General features: G+C 53.0%; 25 protein-coding genes. 4 read left to right on the forward strand and 21 right to left on the reverse strand.

Annotated elements, in window-relative coordinates:
- The first annotated feature begins 24 nt into the window (after positions 1-24).
- Positions 25-204, forward strand: coding sequence for a hypothetical protein (locus tag ACFL9S_RS14975; RefSeq protein WP_405262684.1), 180 nt, complete (start codon positions 25-27; stop codon positions 202-204).
- 271 nt (positions 205-475) lie between these two features.
- Here ACFL9S_RS14975 and ACFL9S_RS14980 read toward each other — a convergent pair whose 3' ends face one another.
- Together ACFL9S_RS14980 and ACFL9S_RS14985 are read right to left on the reverse strand one after the other, a co-directional pair.
- On the reverse strand, positions 476-1,414 hold the full coding sequence (locus tag ACFL9S_RS14980; RefSeq protein WP_405262685.1) for a 2-hydroxyacid dehydrogenase: 939 nt from the start codon (positions 1,412-1,414) through the stop codon (positions 476-478).
- A 112-nt stretch (positions 1,415-1,526) separates the two neighbouring features.
- A complete protein-coding gene (locus ACFL9S_RS14985; protein WP_405262732.1) occupies positions 1,527-2,039 on the reverse strand; it encodes an SRPBCC domain-containing protein in 513 nt (170 codons plus the stop codon).
- A 125-nt stretch (positions 2,040-2,164) separates the two neighbouring features.
- Between ACFL9S_RS14985 and ACFL9S_RS14990 the strand changes: the two genes are divergently transcribed.
- Positions 2,165-3,064: a LysR family transcriptional regulator gene (locus tag ACFL9S_RS14990; RefSeq protein WP_405262686.1), complete on the forward strand. Its 900-nt coding sequence runs from the start codon at positions 2,165-2,167 to the stop codon at positions 3,062-3,064.
- Positions 3,065-3,151: 87 nt separating this feature from the next.
- On the forward strand, positions 3,152-4,252 hold the full coding sequence (locus ACFL9S_RS14995) for an NADH:flavin oxidoreductase/NADH oxidase (protein WP_405262687.1): 1,101 nt from the start codon (positions 3,152-3,154) through the stop codon (positions 4,250-4,252).
- 96 nt (positions 4,253-4,348) lie between these two features.
- Here the strand turns inward: ACFL9S_RS14995 and ACFL9S_RS15000 are convergent, their stop codons facing one another.
- The 4 genes from ACFL9S_RS15000 to ACFL9S_RS15015 all read right to left on the reverse strand — a co-directional run bounded on the left by ACFL9S_RS15000 (position 4,349) and on the right by ACFL9S_RS15015 (position 8,258).
- Positions 4,349-4,870: a PadR family transcriptional regulator gene (locus tag ACFL9S_RS15000; protein ID WP_405262688.1), complete on the reverse strand. Its 522-nt coding sequence runs from the start codon at positions 4,868-4,870 to the stop codon at positions 4,349-4,351.
- Positions 4,871-4,877: 7 nt separating this feature from the next.
- Positions 4,878-5,666 (reverse strand): siderophore-interacting protein, encoded by a 789-nt coding sequence (locus ACFL9S_RS15005; protein WP_405262689.1) that lies wholly within the window; start codon positions 5,664-5,666, stop codon positions 4,878-4,880.
- Positions 5,667-5,794: 128 nt separating this feature from the next.
- Positions 5,795-7,225, reverse strand: a complete 1,431-nt coding sequence (locus ACFL9S_RS15010; RefSeq protein WP_405262690.1) for an EmmdR/YeeO family multidrug/toxin efflux MATE transporter — start codon at positions 7,223-7,225, stop codon at positions 5,795-5,797.
- 136 nt (positions 7,226-7,361) lie between these two features.
- Complete coding sequence (locus ACFL9S_RS15015) at positions 7,362-8,258, reverse strand: Kdo hydroxylase family protein (protein ID WP_405262691.1); 897 nt, start codon at positions 8,256-8,258, stop codon at positions 7,362-7,364.
- Between the two features lie 175 nt (positions 8,259-8,433).
- Here ACFL9S_RS15015 and ACFL9S_RS15020 point away from each other — a divergent pair, with 175 nt between their 5' ends.
- On the forward strand, positions 8,434-9,507 hold the full coding sequence (locus tag ACFL9S_RS15020) for a LacI family DNA-binding transcriptional regulator (protein ID WP_405262692.1): 1,074 nt from the start codon (positions 8,434-8,436) through the stop codon (positions 9,505-9,507).
- Between the two features lie 57 nt (positions 9,508-9,564).
- On the opposite strand, the gene ACFL9S_RS15025 is transcribed toward ACFL9S_RS15020, so the two are convergent.
- The 15 genes from ACFL9S_RS15025 to ACFL9S_RS15095 all read right to left on the reverse strand — a co-directional run bounded on the left by ACFL9S_RS15025 (position 9,565) and on the right by ACFL9S_RS15095 (position 22,998).
- Positions 9,565-9,882, reverse strand: coding sequence for a DUF496 family protein (locus ACFL9S_RS15025; protein WP_405262693.1), 318 nt, complete (start codon positions 9,880-9,882; stop codon positions 9,565-9,567).
- A gap of 161 nt (positions 9,883-10,043) precedes the next feature.
- The gene (locus tag ACFL9S_RS15030) at positions 10,044-11,102 is read right to left on the reverse strand and encodes an FUSC family protein (RefSeq protein WP_405262694.1); all 1,059 of its coding nucleotides are present in this window, start codon (positions 11,100-11,102) and stop codon (positions 10,044-10,046) included.
- Between the two features lie 214 nt (positions 11,103-11,316).
- The gene (gene sbmC / locus ACFL9S_RS15035) at positions 11,317-11,787 is read right to left on the reverse strand and encodes a DNA gyrase inhibitor SbmC (RefSeq protein WP_405262695.1); all 471 of its coding nucleotides are present in this window, start codon (positions 11,785-11,787) and stop codon (positions 11,317-11,319) included.
- 157 nt (positions 11,788-11,944) lie between these two features.
- On the reverse strand, positions 11,945-13,090 hold the full coding sequence (gene dacD / locus ACFL9S_RS15040) for a serine-type D-Ala-D-Ala carboxypeptidase DacD (RefSeq protein ID WP_405262733.1): 1,146 nt from the start codon (positions 13,088-13,090) through the stop codon (positions 11,945-11,947).
- 851 nt (positions 13,091-13,941) lie between these two features.
- The gene (locus ACFL9S_RS15045) at positions 13,942-14,196 is read right to left on the reverse strand and encodes a hypothetical protein (RefSeq protein WP_405262696.1); all 255 of its coding nucleotides are present in this window, start codon (positions 14,194-14,196) and stop codon (positions 13,942-13,944) included.
- A gap of 107 nt (positions 14,197-14,303) precedes the next feature.
- Complete coding sequence (locus ACFL9S_RS15050; RefSeq protein ID WP_405262698.1) at positions 14,304-14,750, reverse strand: tail fiber assembly protein; 447 nt, start codon at positions 14,748-14,750, stop codon at positions 14,304-14,306.
- Entirely contained in the window at positions 14,750-15,967 is a 1,218-nt protein-coding gene (locus tag ACFL9S_RS15055; RefSeq protein ID WP_405262699.1) for a hypothetical protein, read from the reverse strand. The genes ACFL9S_RS15050 and ACFL9S_RS15055 overlap by 1 nt, the downstream gene beginning before the upstream one ends.
- A 358-nt stretch (positions 15,968-16,325) precedes the next feature.
- On the reverse strand, positions 16,326-16,997 hold the full coding sequence (locus tag ACFL9S_RS15060) for a hypothetical protein (RefSeq protein ID WP_405262700.1): 672 nt from the start codon (positions 16,995-16,997) through the stop codon (positions 16,326-16,328).
- Between the two features lies 1 nt (position 16,998).
- A complete protein-coding gene (locus ACFL9S_RS15065) occupies positions 16,999-17,310 on the reverse strand; it encodes a hypothetical protein (protein WP_405262701.1) in 312 nt (103 codons plus the stop codon).
- Positions 17,310-20,459, reverse strand: a complete 3,150-nt coding sequence (locus ACFL9S_RS15070) for a host specificity protein J (RefSeq protein ID WP_405262702.1) — start codon at positions 20,457-20,459, stop codon at positions 17,310-17,312. The genes ACFL9S_RS15065 and ACFL9S_RS15070 overlap by 1 nt, the downstream gene beginning before the upstream one ends.
- Before the next feature lie 8 nt (positions 20,460-20,467).
- Positions 20,468-20,998 carry a tail assembly protein gene (locus ACFL9S_RS15075; RefSeq protein WP_405262703.1) on the reverse strand — a complete coding sequence of 177 codons (531 nt, stop codon included), beginning with the start codon at positions 20,996-20,998 and terminating at the stop codon, positions 20,468-20,470.
- Positions 20,941-21,669 (reverse strand): C40 family peptidase, encoded by a 729-nt coding sequence (locus ACFL9S_RS15080; protein ID WP_405262704.1) that lies wholly within the window; start codon positions 21,667-21,669, stop codon positions 20,941-20,943. Before ACFL9S_RS15080 ends, ACFL9S_RS15075 begins: the two co-directional genes overlap by 58 nt.
- On the reverse strand, positions 21,666-22,370 hold the full coding sequence (locus ACFL9S_RS15085) for a phage minor tail protein L (RefSeq protein ID WP_405262705.1): 705 nt from the start codon (positions 22,368-22,370) through the stop codon (positions 21,666-21,668). The genes ACFL9S_RS15080 and ACFL9S_RS15085 overlap by 4 nt, the downstream gene beginning before the upstream one ends.
- Entirely contained in the window at positions 22,367-22,717 is a 351-nt protein-coding gene (locus tag ACFL9S_RS15090; protein ID WP_405262706.1) for a phage tail protein, read from the reverse strand. The genes ACFL9S_RS15085 and ACFL9S_RS15090 overlap by 4 nt, the downstream gene beginning before the upstream one ends.
- 59 nt (positions 22,718-22,776) lie before the next feature.
- Positions 22,777-22,998: a hypothetical protein gene (locus ACFL9S_RS15095; protein WP_405262707.1), complete on the reverse strand. Its 222-nt coding sequence runs from the start codon at positions 22,996-22,998 to the stop codon at positions 22,777-22,779.
- Positions 22,999-23,014: the final 16 nt, after the last annotated feature.

A 23,014-nucleotide genomic window follows, 5' to 3' on the forward strand; every position in this document is an offset into this window, starting at 1 on the left:
TTAATATTACAAGGAAATGTAGCTATGTTATTTATCGATAAAAATGGCATAACCGATGCAGAACACATTATTGTAAAAATATTTAGCGCAATCGAACGCGGAGAGATGAACAAAGTAAATGGGATTGTCGTACATCAAACATCAGCCTCAACAGCCAGCAGTACGTTCAACAAATCAACTCATTCTTTTTTTCAAAGTAGCTAAAGAGGCGAGGGAGTATGGTACGGCTTTTCATGAATATGACTCACCTTGTTTAGCATCAGGTAAAGTTTCATTTAAAGATGGGACGTCGGGTGACTGGAAGTTACGGTCCAGTGGACTTGCTACTGTTTTTTTTAATGATGGAGAAACCTCTACTTTCTTCTACAGAGGAAATAAATGGAAAGACCCTTACGCTTGTAACTATGGTTCAGGGGACAATCCAGAGTGTTAATCATACTTAAAGCAAAATATCCCCCCTGAAGGGGGTATATTTCTACTCCACTGGCGTAATCGCCCCCTTCCCTGCAAACCATCCTGCCAGATTATCCGCCACGTTCTGCGCCATCGCCTGACGCGTCTCGACCGTTGCACTGGCAATATGTGGCATCAGTACCGTGTTGGTCAGCCCCGCAAAACGCGCATCAATCGCTGGCTCATTCTCAAACACATCCAGACCGGCACCGCGAATGACCTGATTTTGCAGCGCTTCAATCAGGTCATCCTCATTCACCACCGCCCCGCGAGCAACGTTAATCAGAATGCCCTCTTCCCCCAGCGCGCTGAGGATCTCCGCATCCACCATCTTGCGATTACGCGCATCCCCCGGTACCGCCAGCACCAGAAAGTCACTGAACTGCGCCAGCTGATGCAGATCGCCAAAACGCTGCCATGCGGGTTCTTCACTCTGGCGACTGTTGCAGTAACCAATCTGCATATCAAAGCCCGCACAGCGCCGGGCAATGGCAGCACCAATCTTGCCCAGTCCCATAATCCCCACGCGTTTACCACACAGCTTATAACCGAGCTGCGGCGGGCGTTCCTGCCAGGCGCCGCTGCGCAGGAACGCATCCTGCGCCACGATCTGGCGTGACACGCCAAGCATCAGCGCCAGCGCCAGGTCGGCCACATCATCCGTCAGAATCCCGGAGGTGATGGTCACCGTGATACCGCGATCGCGGGCAGCTGACAGATCGATGCCGTCAGTGCCAACACCAAACACAGCGATCAGCTCCAGCGCAGGCAGCGCGGCCATCAGATCGGCCGCCAGCCCGACATCACCCCGGGTGGCAACCGCTTTGATCTTGCCGGCATGTGCCTGAAGGAAGGCGGCCACGTCCGTCTGTTCATACAGACGATGGCAGTGATAGTGCTGGTGCAGAACCTCGCTCAGTTCCGGCATCAGTGGCTGAATAATCAGAATGTCCTGTTTCATTGCGGGCTACCTTTATTATTAACGTCAGGATAAGAGGAAAAATACGTTAATAACCTGGCAGAGTTTCACTGTCCGTCCAGCAACATTCTACTTATTACACAATAAGGTGAGCTTATTGCTGCGCAGCGCGGGCGGCGGCAATCATCCCGTCCAGCCACGCCTGATGACCGTTGATCATCGGATTAGGGCGTGCAGAGGCCAGATCGCGGGCAGGCTTACCGTTCTGCGTTTCCTGCGTCAGCAGACGTACCCGACCACCCGGCAGCGCTTCAATCAGCCAGGCATGATGCACATCCAGGCGACTTTCGCTGTCGTCACCGCACCAGCCATGCCAGGCGATGCGCCCTGCGCTACCCGCCAGCGGTGGCTCAAACTCATTCACTTCGGCTTCGACCGGGAAACCAAAGGTGGTAAAGCGGAAGCGTGCGCCGTCCGTCAAACGCGGGCCGCTGCCATCGTGGAAACCTATATCACTGGCGTTGCTGTAGTAGCCCGGCCATGCCGCCGTATCGGTCAGTTTGTCCCACAGGGCGGTGACGCTGACCCCGGTGATGATCATTTCATTCGAAGCGAAGTTATCGCTAAAACCTGGGATATAGCCTTGTGGCCAGTCAATGCTGTTCATCGTTAGTGCCTTCATAAAGGTTGAGTTCACCGCCATGCTGCGCCAGCCTGAGACATAAAACCAATCGCCATTTTTTATTTAAGATATTATACAAACTGATATCTAAACCAGAGAACCCACCCGCGATGGCCGATTTGCGCACTCTTGACCTTAACCTGCTGAAAACCCTGGATGCCCTGCTGGATGAGCGCAGTGTAACGCGTGCTGCCCGGCGTCTGGCCCTGACGCAGCCCGCCGTCAGTGGGATGCTGACCCGGCTACGCGATTGCTTTGATGACCCGCTGTTTGTGCGTAACCGTCACGGCATCACGCCCACCCTGCGTGCGCTGGAGCTGGCCGCGCCAGTGAAGCAGATCCTCGCGGAAGTCAGCCAGTTACTGCAACCGAAGGTCTTCGATGCCGCCCGTACACAGATGTCGCTGCGGATTGCCGCCACCGATTACGCGCTCAGTGCCGTCGTGGTGCCGTTTATCAGTGCGCTGCGCCAACAGGCACCGGGGATACGGGTCAGCGTGCAGCCGGTGATCAACGAACAGCTGGCCGCACAAATGGCGCAGGGTGAGGTGGATATGGCACTGGTCACGCCAGAGACAACGCCGCCGGACCTGCATGCTCATCACCTGTTTGAGGAACAATACGTCTGCCTGTTGCGCGCCGGGCATCCCGATGCCGCATCGGGGGTGCTCTCACTTGACCGCTTCTGTACGCTCGACCATGCTTTGGTGTCACACAGCGGAACCCAGTTTCGCGGGGTGACCGACGATGCGCTGGCCGCATTGGGTCGCCAGCGTCGGGTCACGCTGGCGGTGAACAGTTTTCTGGTGCTGCCGGAGATCCTGCGCAGTAGCGATCTGATTGCCGTTGTGCCGCAGCGCCTGGCACAGCATACGCACGGTCTGATCCCGCTCACGCCACCGCTGACGATTACTGGATTCAGTAAGACCCTGACCTGGCATGAACGCAGCCACCGCGATCCCGGCCACCGCTGGCTGCGCGAACTGTTGTTCAACACGCTGACCCACTGACACAGCACACACGGCTTATCATCCGCCGTGTCGGGTGCCTTAGTGTGGCCGACTGTTTCCCGTTCTTTCTCACTCCACAGGTTGATTATGTCTGCACTGTTTACGCCCTTTACCCTGAAAGATGTCACGCTACGCAACCGCATTGCCATTCCACCAATGTGCCAGTACAGCGCCGAAGACGGCCTGACCAATGAGTGGCACCAGGTGCATTATCCGGCGCTGGCGCGTGGCGGTGCCGGACTGGTGATTGTGGAAGCCACGGCGGTGTCGCCGGAAGGCCGCATCACGCCGGGATGTACCGGATTGTGGAACGATCAGCAGGCTGAAGGTCTGGCAAAAATCGCCGCATCCATTAAAGCCGCCGGGGCGGTGCCGGGTATTCAGATTGGTCATGCCGGACGTAAAGCCAGCGCCAACCGCCCGTGGGAAGGTGATGACCATATCGCCGCCGGGGACAGCCGTGGCTGGGCAACCCTCGCGCCGTCTGCGATCGCCTTTGGGCATCATCTCCCTCAGGTGCCAAAAGCCATGACGCTGGACGATATTGCCCGGGTGAAAAGTGATTTTGTCGCGGCCGCACGCCGCGCACGGGACGCCGGTTTTGAATGGCTGGAACTGCACTTCGCGCACGGCTACCTGGCCCAGAGCTTCTTCTCGGTCCATGCCAACCAGCGTAACGACCCGTACGGCGGTGACTTCGCCGGGCGCAGCCGCTTCCTGCTGGAAACCCTGGCTGCGGTGCGTGAAGTGTGGCCAGAACATCTGCCGCTTACGGCACGTTTTGGCGTGATCGAATATGACGGACGCGATGAGCAGACGCTGGCGGAATCCATTGAACTGACGCGACTGATGCGTGAAGGGGGGCTGGATCTGCTGAATGTCAGCGTGGGCTTCTCGATTGCGGAAACCGAGATCCCCTGGGGATCGGCCTTCCTGGCGCCGGTTGCTGAACGCGTGCGCCGTGAAGCCGGTTTACCGGTGGCCTCGTCCTGGGGCGTCGAAGCGCCGGACGTGGCCGAGCGTGTCATTGCCGATCAGCAGATGGATCTGGTAATGATTGGGCGTGCGCACCTCGCTAACCCACACTATCCGTACTATCTGGCGAAGAAACTCAACGTTGAACGCCCTTCCTGGACACTGCCTGCGCCATATGCACACTGGCTGGATCGCTACCGTTTAGGGGAGTAATCGTTCAATATAAAACGGCGCAGCCTGATCGGGCTGCGCCGTTTTTTTATGCGTTAATCACGTGCTCAGAAATCAACATTCACACTCATAATGACGCTAACTGCGCTCAATTTTTTTCGCGGCCTCGTCCAGAGCATCGATGATGGCGAACAACGACGGCTGCGAGATCCCTTCCTGTGACAGGCGAACATTGAGCGCCGACTTCATATTGTGGATAGCACGCTCCACATCTGGCAGGCTGCGGTTATTCACCAGTACTGCCAGCGTGGAAAGCCGCTGAATGATGCTGAGCAGCGCAGCAGCGTGGAGCTGCAACTGTTCCAGCCCTTTCTCTTCCAGACGATAGGCTTTACGTGTGGCCTGAGCGTCCACCACCGCGATGCACTCCATCTCTTCCAGCAGCTGGAGATTGGGGTAAATAATCCCCGGGCTGGGGCTGTACTCCCCTTTCGACAGCTCCTCGACGGCTTTGATTAACTCGTAACCGTGCGCGGCGTTGTGACTGAGGAAATGCAGCAGCAGCAGGCGGATATCGCTGGCATCGAGTATTTTTTCCCGGCGTTTTCTGCGGTGGCCGGCACGCGCCGCGCTATCGGGTTGCCAGACTGGCGGCTCCATTTTCACGCTATTTCTGATGCCAGTAGGCAACAGCGCGCACGAAGGTCGCGTCACAGCCACGCTGTTCGATAAAGTAATCGCTCAGCTTTTTCACAAACTCCGCCTCGCCCGTCAGCCAGATAAAGTAATCCTCCGGCGGAAGCTGAATGCCGTTGAGTGTCGCAATCAGCGCCGCAAGATTCTCTGTCTGCATCGCACCACTGCCAACCCAGGTGGCATCCACGCCGTTCAGTCCTTCCAGATAATCCTGTCCGTTGGCTTCATCCACATAGGCGAACAGACTGAGCTGCTGGCCGCTGAGGGTTTCCTTACGACGTTTAAAGGCGGGCAGCCCGCTTTCATCGCAGACATACAGCTGGAAAGCGTAATCTTCCGGCACCACCAGCGAACCGCGTGGGCCGCCAATCGCTAAGGCGTCACCAGGCTGCGCCTGGGTTGCCCAGTCACTGGCGACGCCGCCGTCATGAATATAGAAATCCAGGGTCAGGGTTTGCGCCACCCCGTCAAAGAACAGCGGCGTGTAGTCACGGGAGACCGGACGCGCGCCCTCTTTCCACACCACGCCCTCTTCCGTCACTTCAGGCAGGTTTAGCGTGCCGCTGCTGGCATCGGGGAAAAACACTTTGATATGGTCATCGAAGCCCGGAGAGATGAAACCGGCGAGATCTTCACCACCAAATTCGATACGCCAGAAGCTGTCGGCTACTTTGGTTTTCGCGGTAACCGTCAGCTGGCGGAAGCGCAGTTCATTACGTACGCGCTGTGGCGCACGGCTTGCTTTGAGAGAGTCAGTCAACGTGCTTGTCCTCGTTGGGATATGAAATCAGGAATCATTCTCATTCGAAGTAAAATATATCTATGATATATCTTAAGCGCAAGCTGCGACTGACCTCGCAAAGCGTAAAAAAAGTGTCAATCTGTGCGCTACGGCTGCTCAGGCTGCGGGCGATACTTCCACAACCAGCGGCCGCTGTTCATGCGATGCCAGAAGAAGCCGCCACGGATCATCCAGTCCAGCACCATTCCCAGCCAGATCCCCACCACGCCAAAGCCCAGCACAATCCCCAGCAGATACCCGGCCACGATACGCCCACCCCACATGCTTAACAGAGAGACCCACATGGTGTAACGCGCATCGCGTGCCCCTTTCAGCCCGGCGGGCAGCACCCATGACGCCGCCCAGAACGGCATAAAGGCCGCGTTGAGCCAGACCAGCATTTTCACTACATGGATAACTTCCGGGTCCTGGGTGTAAAACTGCGCCAGCAGCCCGGCAAAGGGGACGGTCAGCAACGCCAGCAGGCATAAGCCAATACTCGACAGCCCGAAAATAAAGCGTAGCAGACGCTCCGGCTGACCCAGTTGCCCGCGCCCCAGACGCGAGCCGACGATGATAGTCGACGCCGATCCGAGTGCATTACCCGGCAGGTTAATCAGTGACACAATGGAGAAGGCGATAAAGTTACCGGCAATGACGTCCGTACCCATTCCGGCGACAAAAATCTGGGTTAACAGCTTACCGCCGTTAAACAGCACCGATTCAATACTGGCCGGGACACCAATGCCAAGCACTTCGCGCAGGATATTCATATTCAGACGGGTGAAATAGCTTTTTAGCGAGATTTTCAGCGCCGGAACAAAGCCTATCACCAGCACGTAAATCACGGCGGCCGCACCGATATAGCGCGAGATGGTCAGCCCAAGTCCGGCGCCGACAAAACCCAGCCCATGCCAGGAGAAACAGCCGTAGATCAGTACGCTACTGATGATGATGTTGAGGATGTTCATCCCGCCGTTGATCAGCATCGGGATTTTGGTGTTTCCGGCACCACGTAACGCTCCGCAGCCAATCAGAGCGATGGCGGCAGCCGGATAACTCCAGGCGGTGACTTGCAGGTAGGAGAGCGCCAGCGCTTTCACTTCCGGCTCCGCTTTACCCGCAATCAGATCGATGATCTGCGGGCCAACAAATTCGATCGCCAGCGCCAGCAAAACGGCAAAAAGGGTCATGATGATCAGCGACTGACGCGCAGCAGCCACCGCGCGCTCCCGGTTCAGCTTACCAAGGCTGAAAGCCACCACCACCGTTGTCCCGAGGTCGATAGCGGCAAAAAAGGAGATCACCACAATATTAAAACTGTCGGCCAGCCCGACCCCGGCCATCGCTTCTTTGCCCAGCCAGCTGACCAGGAAAGTGCTCAGCACCCCCATCAGCAGGACGCATAAATTCTCAAAAAAGATCGGCACCGCTAACGGGGTGATTTCACGCCAGAAGAGCACGCGGAAGGAACGTCTTTTCGGATACCAGTCAGTACGTTGTATCGCTTGCCGCAAGGAAACACGAAGGTTTTGCAAGATAGTTCCAGTTTTTCACCAGGGAAAAAAATATACGCTAATCAGATGATGGTAAAAGACATGACTTTATGCAAAGTCTTTTTATGTTTCAAAGTGCAGTAACAAAGGGATGCCTGCCTGAGACATCCCACTCAGATCACAGCAGCGGTTGCTGCAACAGATTTTCCAGCACCGTCAGCGGCGCATTTTGCGGATTTTTCATCCCGGCGAGCGGCAGTAAAAAGGTCTGCTCCAGCATAAACTGACCACTCATTGCCGCGTGGGGAGTCTGGTCAGCAAAACAGATCCAACTGCTGCCCGGCGGCAGCGTCAGCGCCACTTGCGGTCCCTCCTCCTGATAATGTTTGTCTGCTTTCATCGCATCATGCAGCCTGAGCATCATATGGTCGTATCCTGTGCGTCGGGATTTAGTCATGCCCAGACGATGCTGCAGCCAGCTTCCCAAGGGTGAATACCCTTTCAGATGTGACATAAAACGCTGTGCCAGCACCGGAAAAGGTTCGCCCACGCGCCACTCCCGGCTTTCACCATGCGGGTTAATATTGGTGAAGATGCGCAAAATACGCTCGCCTTGAATCGGCCGTGAAGGGAAAGCATCCACGTGCAGGCGGCTGTCATCTTTTCGCCATGAGCTGGCATCACGCCAGGCAGTGACCGGATGCAGGCGCAGACTATTTGAGGGAGAGTGCACCGCGTGGCGGTACTCCGGTAGCAGCGCGTCGAGCAGCTGCAGACAATGCTGATAATAGCGCGACAGTAAGGCGGTTACCTCAGGGGTTTTATCCTTCTGCGCGATGCCACGCACCTGATTTTTTTGCGGGTTGAAGCTGATATTTTTACGTTTGAGGTCTACCAGCGCTGGCGTCAGCAGCGCCTGCTCTTCCGGAAGAAGCGCAAAGGTCAGCTGAGGCATAAACAGAAGGCTGCCCTGCTCCAGCGACTCAACAGCATCGCTATCGTGCTGCGGTTCGTTCCAGCGGGTCAATGGGAGTGTGCGGATCACCCGATCCCGGGATAATGCGTGTTCAGACATGTTATATCCTTATTACCTGTCGAAAATGACGTCAGTCCGGCGACCATTATATTCAGCGCCATCAATTTTAATTAAACACGGGTTCAACCATAAGGCAGCGGGAGATGATGGCGCAGAGCGAAAGATGCGGCTGCGTTTTATTGCTACACTGCGCATTCAAAAACAGGAGTTAACTATGAGAGCCCGTTCCGTAACGCTGGAAGATGTCGCCAGTGCTGCCGGTGTGTCCTATCAGACCGTCTCCCGGGTGCTGAACCATTCGAACCAGGTAGCAGAGCAGACCCGTGTGCGGGTGGAAGCGGCGATGCAGGCGCTGAATTATGTGCCTAATCGCGTGGCGCAGCAGCTGGCGGGGAAAAATACCCGCACACTCGGCCTCGCTACCAGCGATCTCGCGTTACTGGCTCCGGCACAGATCGCGTCGGCAATCCAGCAGCGTACCAGCCAGCTGGGCTACCATCTGGTGATCGCGATGGCGGGTAGCGGCGGCGCACAGCAGGCAGTTAGCGACCTGTTATCCCAGCGGGTCGATGCACTGCTGATCAATGTGCCGCTTGATGCAGAGGCCGCGCAACAGATTAATCGCATGGCCGCCTCGCTGCCCTGCCTGTTTCTCGATGTCGCTGAAGATGCTGAGGTTGCCGCCTGCACCTTCAGCGCCCATACCGGCGCACGCCAGGGTGCGGAACACCTGCTGCAGCTGGGGCACCAAAATATTGCGCTGCTCAACGGCCCGGCGGATTCGGTCGCGGCACGCGCACGCCGCGCGGTCTGGATTGAGGTATTGCAGGAACATCAGCTGGCCCCCTGTCATCAGTTGGATGGCGACTGGAGTGCTCAATCGGGATATCAGGCTGTGATGCAGCTGGTTGGGCAGGAAATGCCCTCTGCGCTGCTGGTGGCTAACGATCAGATGGCGCTGGGGGCAATGCAGGCACTGCATCAGATGGGCGTAGCCGTGCCAGCAGAGATGTCGGTGGTCGGTTATGACGATACGGCAGACAGTGCCTGGTATCAGCCGCCGTTGACCACCGTGCGCCAGGATATGCGTCAGCTGGGCGAGCACAGCGTGCAGTGGCTGACCCGTCAGTTAGAGCAGCCCGGCAGTGAGGCCGGATTACCGCCGTTTGCGACGTCCCTCGTCATGCGCGCCAGTACCGCTGCGCCACGCAGCGAACAGCGAGCACCTCATCCGGTGGCGGCGGAATTACGCCGTCTGGCACAACAACTGGATGATGACGCGTCATAAAAAAAGCCGGGCATCTCTGCCCGGCTTGATTTGATTCACTGACGTTACCGCTCGCGATTATGCTTTCGGTTCGCCCAGTGATTTCAGTTTTTTCGACAAATCGCGACGTTCTTTCGACAGGTCAGCATTTTTGATGATGTAGTCATCAACGCGATCTTCGTAATCGCTACGCATGCTGGTGATAATTTCCTGAATGGCTTCTACGCTCATCCCTGGTTTGATGTACTCACCGAGGTTATCGAGCAACAGCACACGCTTCTGGTTATCACGGATTTTCTTTTCGTTGTCGATAATTTCACGTTGCAGCTTGTTCTTACGACGGAACATACGCACGAACTCCAGTACGTCCTGAAATGATTGTTTTGCATTTTCCATGAAGACACCTTTCATTTGGGCCTGTGCAAACAGGCATCATTGTCGTGGCTACCAGCTTAGCGGCGGGCCGCTGCCGATGGCAATTTTAAACTTACAGAACTGCGTTGTCCCCATCTTACCCTGAACCGAGTCAGCTCGCAGTAAGTTGTTGCTGAATCATTCTATTTTCGCAACGCGAGGCGGATCAGTTCCGTCAATCTTTCCAGCTGACTGGCCATTTCCAGGCTGAGCCAGACATAACCGTGAATGGGCGTTTCTACCAGTTCATCGCTGTCTGACTCGGCAATCAGCTGCCGCAGTTCACGGGTGATTTCTGCCAGTTCTTCGCTGTTGGCGGCAATTTTCCCGGTATCCCCTTCAACAATCACTTTTGACAGCGCCCGCAGCGTATTTTCGGTCATTTGCTGGGTTCGCCGCAGTGCCGGGGCATTGAGCATAATCAGATGACTCTGACGGGAAGCCCACCAGGCATTAAGCTGAAGTTCCAGCGTACAAACCAGATTGCGGTTCAGCGTCTGAATCCCCTCAAACACCGATCGTGGCGTGCGTGTTTCTTTACTGGATGGCTCAATCAACGCACGCATTTTAACCACGTTACTGAGCAAACGTTGTAACGGGCGTGACAGACGCGGCTTCTCAACAAGGTTAGGAGAAAACCCGGCGTGATACACCCGCGCGGTCTCCAGCAGCAAATCCGAAAGCTGGATGCGCCAGTGAGTATAGGCTTTCTGCGGATAGATACTGGTAAACAGCAGGGCCAGCAAAGAGCCGAGGATCACATCGCCCCCGCGCCACAGTGCGGTGGTCATATCCCCCGGGATCCCGCCACAGATCACCGCCAGGGTGATGCCGATCAGCAACGCCATATACGGGTGTTTACCGAGAGTGAGAAAACCGCTGATAAACATCACCGCAGCGCACCACACCAGCATTACCGGCAGGGAGATGAGTTCCAGTTTGAGGGCAATCAGCCCGGAGATCGAACCAAAGATGGTGCCACCAATACGCTGCACCGCACGCGGAAATACGTTGCCCCACGAGGAGATAGGACCCATCACTACCACCAGCGTGATCAGCGGCCAGCTGCCTTCCGGGATCTCCATCAGGCGCACCAGCAGGAACGTCAGGATAAACGCCAGAGCGATACGCACACCGTGGACGATGCGGTAATTTCGATACAGGCTGAACTCAAAGGCCGACAGCGGCTTGTCCGGTCGCAAATGTGGCTCCGAAAGAAGAGAGAATAAGCGGGACATCATACCTGAAGCACGCTCGGGAGACAGGCGAACGATGGAGGTTTCCCGCCGTTTTCTCGCTCATTTCACTGCGGTAAGCAGCAGAAAACACTGAGCTTACCGCACTGATACAAAACGTTAATCGACTATTTTCTTCTGGCGGATGTCGTTCACATTCCGATAACAAAACAGGGGGGTGCTAAAGGCTGCGTTTAACCAGCGGAACGCAGATCAGGAACTCCCATATTCCGCTTTGCGAACCGTCGTTCAGGTAGTGATCAAAACAGGGTCCTTCTGCGCGCTGATAGCCGCTGTTTGGCAACCATTCGTCGTAAAATGCCAGCCAGGGTGTTGAAAAATCGCCGTCGCTGACAGTCACCTTCGCCACGCCATAGGTGCCACCGGGAATAGAACGCAGTTCCACACCCTCACTGTCCAGCGGTAAAACGAAACCGTCAGGCACGCTGATGCCGGTATCGATCCGCAACTTTTCAGGGGGGACGACCTCGGGGTTATCGTAATAGATCGCCAGCCAGTCTCCTGCCAGGTGATGACGTTCCACCCATTCTCTCAAACGGGCGAAGCCTTGCGGCGCAGTTTCGTGCCACGGACCGACCAGATGAAAAGCCGCCACATTTCTTGGTTCAAAACGCTGAATTTCGACCTGCATGGTTTTCTCCTCGATGAATTAACTACTGTATAAATAACCACCTTAACGGGTTTTTTACCAGAGGTTTTCAATCTCAGAGAAATGATCTGTGAGGAAGTGCACATGTTGGGTTCGTGGCCGGGCCATGTTTTTCATGCCCGGCCAGCACAGAGTGTGACTATAGCTTCTGCTTAATGTAATCGCTGATGCGGGTAATGAGACCGGCCTGTTCCACCGGCTGCAACGCCACCAGCGGGTAACTGGCCAGTATCTTATCGCCTTCTACCAGCTGGATAGTGCCCACCTTTTCGTGCAGCTTAATCGGCGCTTCCAGGTCCTTCCGGTCAATCACATACTTGGCTTTGACTTTTTGCACCTCATCACGTGGCAGCGCCAGGAATACATCTTTCTCGCTACCCAGTGAGACGCGGTGTGGATTGCCATACCAGACGTTTTCGTGACCAATCTCTTTCCCGGCATGGAACAGCTGTATGGTATCGAACTGGCTCTGGCCCCAGGTCAGCAGTTTGCGTGCCTGCTCTTCACGCCCTTTGGGGCTTTTTCCGCCCATGATCACGGCAATCAGACGGCGCTGCCCGTCAACGCTGGAGGCGATAATGTTGAAGCCCGCGCTTTCGGTATGACCGGTTTTCAACCCATCAACATGCAGTGTTTTATCCCACAGCAGGCCATTGCGATTCTGTTGAGTGATGCCATTCCAGGTGAGCGACTTCTCACTGTACATCTGGTAGAAGTCCTGCTCGCCGCTAATAATGGCGCGCGACAGAATGGCCAGATCGCGTGATGTGGTGAACTGCCCGGGTGCATCCAGCCCATGCACGGTTTCGAAATGGGTATTACTCAGCCCCAGTTTCTCCACATACTGGTTCATCATGGTGACAAAATTCGCCTGGCTTCCGGCAACATAGTCAGCCAGTGCAACGCAGGCATCGTTACCGGAATCGATAATCACACCACGGCTGAGGTCACGTACTGAGATTTTCTCTCCGGGTTTGATGAACATCAGTGACGACCCTTTAAATACCGGGTTACCGGCTCCCCAGGCATCGTTGCCCACGGTCACCATATCGTCACGGGTGATACGTTTTTGATCGATGGCGCGGTCCACCACATAGCCCGTCATCAGTTTGGTCAGGCTGGCCGGGTTGCGGCGTTCGTCCGGGTTACCCGACGTGAGGATTTGTCCGGTGGTGGCATCCATCAGCACCCAGGAAGCGGCATCAATCGCCGGAGCGGTCATCGGGAATGCCAGTGCATCCCCGGCTGGCTGGCCTTCGGCACAGGCGGCAGTACTCAGGGCCATAACCACACAGAAACTTGCAAGCTGATGCTTTTTCAACGCTCAATCCTCAACATATACACAATAAAAAAACTGCGCATGTTGTACGGGATCCTTGATGACTTTGCGTGACTAAATTGCAAGAAAATATTAATAAATCAGAGGATTACCCCCTTCAACATCCCCTTTGTGGTGGCAGTGATGAATAAAGTATTCAATTTTTGGTGACAAAGGAGGGCAATAAAGCGCTTTTTTTAACCGGCTGTTGACTTGTTGTTCAAAATTTCAGCGTTAGGTTGGAGCTTCAAATTGGCTCAATAAGGACGTTATATGAAGTTATGGACGCTCGCTGTTTTGACATTGATACTCGCTGGATGCGCAGACTCTTATCCAACGACAGAGCAGGGAATTACCCCCTCTATCTGCCGGGGATTTGGCTGTGAGACCCGGCCAGGAAAACTGCCCATCCACTCCGCGACGCATAAACCCACCAGAGATGAAAAAATCCGTGTACGTCAGGGTGAAAACCCCGACTTTGGCTCGGAAAACATTCGTGTCGGTGCGCCCATATACTTCTAATCCGCATATCAGGGCTGTTTAGCCCCTTCTCTGCCCTCGCTGGGGTGCTGCCCACTTCACGTGAATCGGGATAGGGTTTACTATGAGCACAAGCCAATGCGGAAAGGTTCACATAAGGAATCAGGCACTGCGTTTTCAGAAAGTTAACAAACAGAAGTGGACAGCGAAACAGTGAAAGACAAAGCCAACCAACCCACCTTCCTTTTTCACGATTACGAAACACCGCCCTGAGAAACCCGTCATTACTGAATTCTAAACTGATAACATCGTTTTATGTACGCAATTATGTACGCACCTCACCCCTCCAGCATGAATTCATCATCAAACCGATCACTCTGCAAGCTCTCCAGCGACATCAGATACAGCAAACCAGCCCGTAGCGACGTCGGGCGCTCAAGCTCAAGCCAGAAGCAATCGTCATACGTGCGGCCGAACCAGTAGCCGCCACCGCACGATTTTGGGCGCTGAAAGAAAACCCACTGGCCTGAGTGGTACACATCCAGGCTTTCACCCTGGTACACAACCTGATAGTTCGCGTCTTTGCCGCCCATGCCCACCTCAGTACTGTTTGGATATACAGTATTATTTGATCAACTAACGATAATGATCAACCGTGCCAGGCGGGGAAAATTGTCAGGGCAATGATCTGCCGGGAAATTTAGATAGCGGGCGGTGCAGGGAACTCGACTGGCGTTTCTTCTGATGCGGTAGACGTGTCGACAGCCTCAACGGACTTGCGCCATGCAACCCAGGACTTTAGGTTTGTACGATCTGCATCGCTGATGTCGTCCAAGTCAAGATCGGTGCGCCAATTTTCAGTCGCCTTTTGATACATTGATAGCAGCTCGTTACGTTTTTCTTCTGCTTCGTCTCTAAGAATTTTTGAGAGATTTTCTCTGTTAACAGAAACGGCATCCTCTACTATTTCCCACGACTGCTGGGGGTATCTGTACGGTAAATCTTCGCTGTCCATAATTAAAAAACCCACACCCAGTGGTACCGCAATTTTTGCGGCTTCCTCTATCTGTAACCCGCTGACTTCTTTCTGTACAGGGGTGGACACCATAACAGCGCCGCCGACTTCAAATACGATTACTTTTGGCATTATTTACCCCCAATTATATATACAGTGAACTCTGAAGGATCAAAAGCCCCGGCACTTGTGCCGGTAGAGTAAGAGGATCTGACCACAACCTGCGTAAGTGTCTTTGTATCGTTTAATAGTGAGTATCCTGTATATGCAGCTACGACAGTATTTGGTGCCCGAACCATTCCTATAGCGGCGTAATTTGCGTTCAACATGCTGTTTGCAAAGTTTACGTAGTACGCTCCTGCCGATGCCCTTGTTACGCTGCTGACGTTAAAGCTGTCGAATATTGTGATAGCAAAAGTTGTTGGATTTACGCTAAATGAAACCCATGCAGTAATCATTTGCTTATCGACACCAATCGGCACATTAAGGTTTGACCTGATCCCTGATGCTGAATTCGCCCCGCCACCGCCCTGAGATATTTCCAGCGGGGTTGTCAGCCCAGATATTTTTGTTATGTCCGAATTCGCCCCAGACTTAGCTGCTGAAATATTTCCACGTGCCGTAGCAGTGTTGTTTACATCACTAAGGTTATTTACCTTAAGCAGTGAATTATCAGGGTTCGATGCTGCCGCCCGGTCAGCTTCTGTCTTGGCCCGGTCAGCCTCAGTCTTTGCTATCCCGGCCTGAGTTGTTGCATCCGCTTTTGCCTGCTGCGCTGCCGCGTTTGCTGTCTGAGTGCCCTCTTTTGCCTGCTGCGCCGCATTATTGGCTGCAATAGCATCATCTGCCGCTTGCAAGATGATCGGCTTGTCAGTTGCAACCTGGTCGGCATCAGCATGGATTTCAGCAGCAAGCTCAGTAATGCTTCCGACGTCCAGAGTTGCGAGCAATTCAGAGATTTTGCGCCAACTTGGGCCTTGGAACTGACTACCGTCAGGCAGCGTAACAGTGATGTCTTCTTCTTCGCTAAACACCTGTTGCCAGTTGGCTTTATCCAGCACAAAGCCGCGAATGACTAACCCCTGGTCTGCTGCAATCTGAGCGGTGGTATCAACAAGCACATCTCGCGGGATAGGCGTCCAAGCCAGCCCAGATGCTGACGGTCCATTAAATGGGCGAATGAGCGTTATTCCGGTGACGGAGTCTACAGATTTAATCCCGAGCGTATAACGCACCTGTCCAACGACAGCAGAGAGAAAATCTCCGGCGCTTAGCTCAGTGTCGAAAGATGTTCCTGTTCCGGTTGCGGCGCTTGAGTTGTTCGTTAGTGCAATAGTGCCTGCTGGCATAATATTCTCCGGGCAATAAAAAACCCGGCGCGGTGGCCGGGTTGCTTATGGAAGTTTTTTTACTTTTCACATGTCGTTCTGGTGAAGTTGTTCTTGCCCACCCACTGCCAGTTAAATGGATAACCAGCTTTGTATTGTGTCTGATTGGCAATGTTTCTGACGCCATATATTTGAACTATGCTTTCAACCCCTCCGACATTTGCCATACCATAACAAGATGGATTTTGAGTAGTGCAACCTACCAATAACGAAAAAACTGATAAAATAAAGACGATCTTCATAATTAACCCTCATTTATATATTTTCTTTATAATTTAAAAGAAATAAACTATCAATTCTAAGTTTAGATCTATAAGATCTAATAATTTGAAATGTCCACCGCCATTATTCTTGTTCTTGTATTGTAATAGGTTATGTTTTGAACGCCACCTGATGCGGTGTCTGTTGGTACTGATGTAATCCGTGTGGATGACCCATTAAAGTATGAAGATCCGTAATATGTAGCAGACCAAGGCCTTATAACTCCCGAATTTATAATCCCAGCAATCATTCCGGTAATAATAGGTGCTATTGCCCACCTCCCAACAAGAGAGGTGTCAATGTTATATCCTGCTGATTCTGATCCTTCAACACCCAAAGGTGCCACCCCCCTAAGTACCTTAGTCTCATTTGTTATAATGCAATTCTTGTTAGCATCCCATATTGCCATGCCCCACTTAGGAGGAATCTGATATTGATAACCAAAGATATATACATTGACGGTAAAAACAGATGATGACTTGCACGATGCGGTTATTTGCCAGGTGTTTGTAGTTGTATTGAGTTGATAATAAGCGTAGGTGTTAGCGTTAGGTGAGTCCCAAAATAAAAATCTTACAGCCCCATCATTTGCGTGAACTACAGCGCTAGCCCAATTCCCACCGCTAATATCAAGCGTTAATTGTCGCTTTAATATCATACATAGTGGCATTGTGTCATTTATGTAAAATGGATTTCCTTCCGTATCTGGAAGTATCGCACCAAAAGTCATTTTACCTCCTTAAAAACAAAAGAACATTTGCTGAAAATGCTGGATATGTTCCAGGCGAGTAATCACTATTACTTGCCGATGAAACATTTAATGTACCTCCAGATATTGATATCCTTCTTCTTTTTGATGAAAAAGTGCCAGTAGATGGCTGAACCAAAAAATCAAGAATATAACCGGAAGGCACGGCTACTGCCATACTTCCACTCTGCTGTTCTTGAGCAAGGGTGAGCTGACCCTTGACAAGCACCCTGACGAAACCTGTATTTATATCTCTGCCATTTTCGTCCCATATTCTTAACCCCCATTCAGCCATCAGAAAACCCCCGTTAGGCGGCCAATCTGAATAAGTTGCCCTGTCGCTGACTGAACACTGATTGTATTGTTGTCCTGTTTCATTTTCCCTTCCCCAGCAACTGAACCATAGTTAGTGAATTTTCCAGATTTATTCAACTGCCATCCTTTTTGTGCTGCGTTATCCCAATCATTGGACTGGATGTACTGACCAATTTTCAGATTATCAATTGAGCCGTCTTTAATGAAAACTGTATCAAGGAATGCTTGTCCGTTTATGGTTGCGAATACAAGTTGATACCCGTTAGCCTCATTTCCTGTGTAAATTCCAAGTTGATCAGCATTGAATGCGATGGTGGATTTATACGAGCTGCCGTCTGGTTCAATACCCATCGACATTCCGCTTTTGTAATAAACCCCATCTCGCAGAATCTGAAGGCCGACATCATAGAATGCTGATGCAGTGCCATCTGATTTTACCGTGGCCGTGAGCTTTTCATTTACTGATGCGGTGACGTCATCAAACTGAGCCTGAACCTGTGTGGAAAGTTCAGCCATCGCTTTATCAACATCGGCTATTGTGGTTTTCACAATGATGATGTCGGCGCGGACAGTTCCGTACTGCTTCCATTGATGATCTACCGATGCGTTAACAGCTGATGCAAGCTCCAGCAGTCCGTTGATGCTTGTATCAATTTTTCCATCGAGACGGTCAAAAGTTTCCGAGTCACGGATAGCCTCATCAATCAGGTCAATCATGCCAGGGATATCAGCAGAGGCCTCGCCGGAAACCTCAACGAACGGAGACACCCCGAAGGCATTTTTGGTGCGAACGTACATGTAATACGTGGTATCTGCTTTCAGCCCCTGGACGCTCCACTGAGTTCCACGACCCAGGAATTGCGTTGTATCCTCGACGTCATCAATTCCGGTAACTGGCGTTTCTCCAGCCCACCAGAATTCGTAACTGGTATCCGTGGTGGCAGTTACAGACATCACAGGGACAATGACCGCAGAGAACAGGCCAGGAATCCACTGCACATAAGTCGGTGCCGATGGAGCGCCGATCACAAGGCTAACCTGTGTCTCCGCGCCCTTCATTCCGTTTTCATTGCGCCCACGAACACCCAGCGTGTAATCACCGGCATCCAGCCCGTAAAACTCATAGCGGAACTGGTCTGTTTCGTACTGCGCGACCAGCGCTCCTTCTGTCGTATACACGTACAGCTCAAACATCAACTTTTTCGTTGTTGTGGCCGTCTCCCACGTAGCCGTGACCTGCACTGTCTCGCTGTTTGTGTTGATGATCTTCAGGTTTTCAATGTTCGGCACCCGGTAGCCATTCAGCGTATCTGACGGCGTTTCGAACACCGCGCCTTCGTCAACAATGGCTTGCTTGTTCGGGTCATGCAGCGTTGCGGAGATACTGTAAACAGAGTTGTTGTCATCTTCCGACACAGCCATTATGCGCCAGAGGCGAGTGCTGACCTCTCCTGTTGAGATGACGAATACTGTGCCGTCCTTAACCCATGCAGGTGCAGATTTCAGTGTGATGATTGCGCCGGATACACTGACAATCTCGTACTTCTCAAACTTACCGTTTGCGCCCATGATCGACATCTTGTCACCTGAACCAACAATATCAGACACATCGGCATCAACAGTGATTACGGCACCAGCGTGAGCGATTATCCGTCCACCGAGCCGGGTGGCGGCATGTTTGTTATCCATAACTTCGATAATGTCGCCAGGAAGGAATGCAATCGCATCCCGCGCCATTTTGAAAGTGACTTTTTTAGCCTCTAATTTTGCACTCTCTACCAGCCATTTAGCGGTTCGTAGTGCCTGGCCCCTGGATGTGCAGCCGAAAGCTTCGACTGTGGTCTCATTGTAACTGCCGCTATCCGAGATCATCTTATCGTCAGAGTAATACTCCTTTACTTGCTCCCATCCGTTGTTTGGGTCAGTCCAGGATACGACCACAGCGTTAAATCTCTCTGAACGCTTCATAGAGCTATACGTAAAAAGTCCATCCACTACGCTGGCGTTGGTTACCGCTGCAACCGGGTCTTGTGGTCTGTCAATCATGATCGAGAAGCGCATTCCGTCCCACAGAGCAATCCCCCGGAACATTCCGGCGATATCGTCCAGCAACTCACGAGCACTCTTCTGCTCAGTGATATAGGCGTTTAGCGTGAAGCGTGGCTCCTTCCCACCATAACCGTCGTCAACTTCCTGATCGCAAAACTGCGACAGCACATAAAGGCTGCCGTCATCGACATCGATATATCCCGCACGCCGCGCCAGACCGTACCGGGTATTTTTCACCAGGGCGCGGAAAATCCATGCCGGGTTATTTGTCCAGGCTGATTTAAATCCACCCGTCCATATTCCGGCGTAGGTTCGGGTTAGCGGGTTGTAATTATCTGGCACATCAACAATAACTCCGCGCAGGTGATATGTGCGGTTCGGGGTATCTGTGTACTGGTCACGGTCGATTACCGCTCCGCAAACGGCGGTGAATGGGTATGAAAGATTGTCGTCAGTGATTTCCGTGTAGCTGTTCCACACAGTGCCGTTGTTCAGCAGATCGCTCGTGCTGTCGGGGGTAATGCGCCGCACGCGGATATCAAAGGGCTTTGTCTCAGGAGCATTAATCACATGGGCTTCGAGATATTCGCCGGAAATTTTCCCCCTGATCGTGACCGTTTGAGCAATCTGGAATGCATTGTTCCCAGTGCGCGTCTCAATGACCATCGTAATGCTGGTGTTCTGCTGGTTGCCTTTCGTGTCTTGTTGAACCAGCGCATTAACCCCAAGGTTGAAGCGAACCCGGGTAACATCGCTATCAGTGACCGTGCGCACCAGCGGCGTTGCCTGCGTGACATCGGTGTTTATGATCACCGTTGCCTCAATAGCAGCGAACCCGTTAATCGGTGACTGGTCAGCAGAACCCGGACGCCATGCAACGCTGACTCCGGGGATATTCACGGTGCCTGACGCGCTTGTTACAGGGGTCTTGTTTACACGAAATGAAGACAGGTGACGCTGGTCTACGGGCCCATAAATTGGACCATCTGAGATGATGTCGAGGACTTTGTAAAACTGCTTGGAAGTGAGGTTGTCGTTAATAAGAGTAGGAGTGCTACCGCCGCCGCCACCTGAGCCCATGATTCACCTTAACTTATGGAAATATTCCAGTTTTTATTGTTCGTTGTGTCGATACCCAGCGAGCCAACATTCGAACCAACGACCATTTCACCCAGCAACAACGGCACAGGCCGCCCCTGCCCGACGCGGTTCTCTGCGCTGGTGAAAGAGTTGTTCGTTATGGAGTTGGATTGAGCTGCATCAGCGGAGCTTTTTGTCTTCATGTTCGACGTCATGTAGAGCGAGTAAGCGACTGACGCCACGGTGATTGCCACCATGACCCACATCACGGCTGCAGCTGAGAGCGCAGCACCCTCAACAATCGGCACAAAGAGAACGGTCGCACCGTCTTTCAGGTGCCTGTCCATATGAAACCCAAGCGTGTCGGCAGAAACATCAGCGCCATCAATACGCATGCGGATCCGGGATTTATAGAAGTCGCTCTTGAACTCAGGAAGCTGTGCTAGTAGCAAACGAAGCCCCTGAGCTGGGGTTTCGACGTTTAAAGCGATTTGGCGGAAATGTCGTCTGAGATTGCCCGCAAATCTAAAGATGAGCATTGTTCATGCCTCCAGACAGAGTGGGTCAGGCGCAGGTAAGCGGGCCGCAAGACTTCGCGACGGCTTAGCCGGCCGTGTGTTTCGTGGTGCAGAATGGTGTTATCACCGAGGTAAATCATGGCGTGGCACGGGTCAGTTTCAGCGAATGCCCGCCGGATAATCACGTCACCAGGCTGGATGTCAGCCATGCTTATTTCATGGAAGCCGTTAGCAGCCATATTTTTCAGATACAGGTTCTCGCCACGCAGCCACCACCCGTTAGTGCGCTCAAAATCAGGCAGGTCAATACCGCACAGGTGATAGGCGTCACGGAACAGGGTGTAGCAATCCATGAACCCGTGGCTGAATGTGCGCCCCAGCAGGTGAGGTACAGGCCGGAATTTTCGAAGTTCTCCGCCGCTTGCCAACCACCACTCAACCCCGGTAGCCAGTTGCGCCTGACGATCAGCACCGGACAACACCAGCTTTGGCATAGGGTGAGAATGAAAAACGGCGGTGATTTCTCCCGCCGCTTCTGCTGATAACCAGTCATCATCACTTATTCGAAAGTGCAGCCCCGGTTCCGGATGAATATTCCGGCAGCGCACAAGCGTATTACCATCGATAATCAGCCCACACACCTCTTCAGATGAGCTGGCGGCATAAGACAGGCATTCATCTTCAATCATCATGACACCTTCGCTGATCCGGGGAATCCGCCATACGGCATTGCTGACGGCTTCGGGTAACGCCTCCGACATCCGGATGTGTGCTTTGAGCACTTGTCCTTGGTCGGGTCACTGGTAGGAACATCTTTTTCGTCAGCTACCGGGGGGCCGTCATAGCCACAACCCTCCCCCCGGTAAATCCACTGGCAAACATCAGCGAGGATTGTTCTGGCCGGGATGATGGCGTTATCGCAGTCAACAGGAGTTGCCAGGCTATAGGTGACGGTTTCGAACGTCTCTTCCGTCATCTCTTCAATGACGTACCGGGAAACAGCCTCCATCGTCGGATCCGCATCCGGATTGCCACCGGGGAAATTAACGACATCGAGGTATTTGACCGGAACCTGTCGACGGGTCACTACTGCGCCCAGAGCATCATCAAAATCGCTGTTTATTCCGGTAATCAGCCCGGTAATGTTCGCCACTTTCATCACTGGACGCGAATAAGTTCCCTCTGATTTGGTTTCGAAGCCCTCTACTGATATCGGGTATGCCGAGTAAGCCAGACCCTTCCAGATTACGTTTCCGTAATAGCCGTTTGTGCCACCGTGAAACCGGATTAGATCACCACCGAAGGACTGCAGGTCGACTTCGAAAAGGTCGAGCATCGCGCCAACTCCGGCATCAACGCTGTCGATGATTAGCTCTGCTGGTATGTCTCTCATCTCGGCACCTGCTCAAATGTGGCTGTCAGCTCGTACTGACCACCTGTTTTCTTTCCCTGCCATGACCGACAAACAAAGAGCGCCTGCACCGCAGTATCGGATGGCGTCCAGTAAAATGACTCGACAGCCATCCGTGCCTTCAGGAACGCTTCTGCCTGCTTCGCGTAATTTGGTCTACCGCACAGCCCATCAACACCGATAAACGTCAGCGAGTAGCTATCCATCAGCGGGTTGATGCCTTTAACCTGCCGCTGCTCGTAGCCATCGCCGAGTTTGACGACAGCCACATTCGGCGCACGGCTAACCGTGAAGCCTTTTTGAGGGCTCCATGTGAATGTTTCTGGCATGGGTACTCCGGATAATAAAAAACCCGCCGGAGCGGGTCATGGGTGTAGTTCAGACGGCATTAAAAACCGGAGACAAGCTCTTTAAGTTTTCTCTTGGCTTCTTCAGTGGCCTTTTCTTCAACCTCTGCAAGCGAAGCGTTTTTATCTAAAGGCAGGGACACATCAACGATAATGTTCTGGTGTGTCGCTTCATAATCCCTGAAACCAACCTCTGCAAGAATGCCCTGTCCATTCACGTTGTCATAAGCAGTGATTTTACCAACTTCAATTTCCATTGCCATTTCTCATCTCCTCTGA

Origin of the sequence: Erwinia sp. AnSW2-5 (genome assembly GCF_045107195.1) — a bacterium.
Taxonomy (GTDB): Bacteria; Pseudomonadota; Gammaproteobacteria; order Enterobacterales; family Enterobacteriaceae; genus Erwinia.